Genomic DNA, 2,563 nt, shown 5'->3' on the forward strand with positions numbered 1-2,563 from the left:
GGCAGATTGCTTGGGTGTTATATGGTCAAGCCTCACGGGCAATTAGTATTGGTTAGCTCAACGCCTCACAGCGCTTACACACCCAACCTATCAACGTCGTAGTCTTCGACGGCCCTTCAGGGGACTCAAGGTCCCAGTGAGATCTCATCTTGAGGCAAGTTTCCCGCTTAGATGCTTTCAGCGGTTATCTTTTCCGAACATAGCTACCCGGCAATGCCACTGGCGTGACAACCGGAACACCAGAGGTTCGTCCACTCCGGTCCTCTCGTACTAGGAGCAGCCCCTCTCAAATCTCAAACGTCCACGGCAGATAGGGACCGAACTGTCTCACGACGTTCTAAACCCAGCTCGCGTACCACTTTAAATGGCGAACAGCCATACCCTTGGGACCGGCTTCAGCCCCAGGATGTGATGAGCCGACATCGAGGTGCCAAACACCGCCGTCGATATGAACTCTTGGGCGGTATCAGCCTGTTATCCCCGGAGTACCTTTTATCCGTTGAGCGATGGCCCTTCCATACAGAACCACCGGATCACTAAGACCTACTTTCGTACCTGCTCGACGTGTCTGTCTCGCAGTCAAGCGCGCTTTTGCCTTTATACTCTACGACCGATTTCCGACCGGTCTGAGCGCACCTTCGTACTCCTCCGTTACTCTTTAGGAGGAGACCGCCCCAGTCAAACTACCCACCATACACTGTCCTCGATCCGGATAACGGACCTGAGTTAGAACCTCAAAGTTGCCAGGGTGGTATTTCAAGGTTGGCTCCACGCGAACTGGCGTCCACGCTTCAAAGCCTCCCACCTATCCTACACAAGCAAATTCAAAGTCCAGTGCAAAGCTATAGTAAAGGTTCACGGGGTCTTTCCGTCTAGCCGCGGATACACTGCATCTTCACAGCGATTTCAATTTCACTGAGTCTCGGGTGGAGACAGCGCCGCCATCGTTACGCCATTCGTGCAGGTCGGAACTTACCCGACAAGGAATTTCGCTACCTTAGGACCGTTATAGTTACGGCCGCCGTTTACCGGGGCTTCGATCAAGAGCTTCGCGTTAGCTAACCCCATCAATTAACCTTCCGGCACCGGGCAGGCGTCACACCCTATACGTCCACTTTCGTGTTTGCAGAGTGCTGTGTTTTTAATAAACAGTCGCAGCGGCCTGGTATCTTCGACCGGCGTGGGCTTACGCAGTAAATGCTTCACCCTCACCGGCGCACCTTCTCCCGAAGTTACGGTGCCATTTTGCCTAGTTCCTTCACCCGAGTTCTCTCAAGCGCCTTGGTATTCTCTACCCAACCACCTGTGTCGGTTTGGGGTACGGTTCCTGGTTACCTGAAGCTTAGAAGCTTTTCTTGGAAGCATGGCATCAACCACTTCGTCACCCAAAGGGTAACTCGTCATCAGCTCTCGGCCTTAAGATCCCGGATTTACCTAAGATCTCAGCCTACCACCTTAAACTTGGACAACCAACGCCAAGCTGGCCTAGCCTTCTCCGTCCCTCCATCGCAATAACCAGAAGTACAGGAATATTAACCTGTTTTCCATCGACTACGCTTTTCAGCCTCGCCTTAGGGACCGACTAACCCTGCGTCGATTAACGTTGCGCAGGAAACCTTGGTCTTTCGGCGTGGGTGTTTTTCACACCCATTGTCGTTACTCATGTCAGCATTCGCACTTCTGATACCTCCAGCAAGCTTCTCAACTCACCTTCACAGGCTTACAGAACGCTCCTCTACCGCATCACCCGAAGGTGATACCCGTAGCTTCGGTGTATGGTTTGAGCCCCGTTACATCTTCCGCGCAGGCCGACTCGACTAGTGAGCTATTACGCTTTCTTTAAAGGGTGGCTGCTTCTAAGCCAACCTCCTAGCTGTCTAAGCCTTCCCACATCGTTTCCCACTTAACCATAACTTTGGGACCTTAGCTGACGGTCTGGGTTGTTTCCCTTTTCACGACGGACGTTAGCACCCGCCGTGTGTCTCCCATGCTCGGCACTTGTAGGTATTCGGAGTTTGCATCGGTTTGGTAAGTCGGGATGACCCCCTAGCCGAAACAGTGCTCTACCCCCTACAGTGATACATGAGGCGCTACCTAAATAGCTTTCGAGGAGAACCAGCTATCTCCGAGCTTGATTAGCCTTTCACTCCGATCCACAGGTCATCCGCTAACTTTTCAACGGTAGTCGGTTCGGTCCTCCAGTCAGTGTTACCTAACCTTCAACCTGCCCATGGATAGATCGCCCGGTTTCGGGTCTATTCCCAGCGACTAGACGCCCTATTAAGACTCGCTTTCGCTACGCCTCCCCTATTCGGTTAAGCTCGCCACTGAAAATAAGTCGCTGACCCATTATACAAAAGGTACGCAGTCACCCAACAAAGTGGGCTCCCACTGCTTGTACGCATACGGTTTCAGGATCTATTTCACTCCCCTCTCCGGGGTTCTTTTCGCCTTTCCCTCACGGTACTAGTTCACTATCGGTCAGTCAGTAGTATTTAGCCTTGGAGGATGGTCCCCCCATATTCAGACAAAGTTTCTCGTGCTCCGTCCTACTCGATTTCAT

At 52.4% G+C, this 2,563-nt stretch carries 1 rRNA gene; it reads right to left on the reverse strand.

Annotated elements, in window-relative coordinates:
* Window positions 1-21 precede the first annotated feature (21 nt).
* Window positions 22-2,563, reverse strand: a 23S ribosomal RNA gene (locus KGA81_RS29870); the annotation flags it as partial.

Origin of the sequence: Pseudomonas sp. A-B-19 (assembly GCF_019947515.1) — a bacterium.
Classification (GTDB): domain Bacteria; phylum Pseudomonadota; class Gammaproteobacteria; order Pseudomonadales; family Pseudomonadaceae; genus Aquipseudomonas.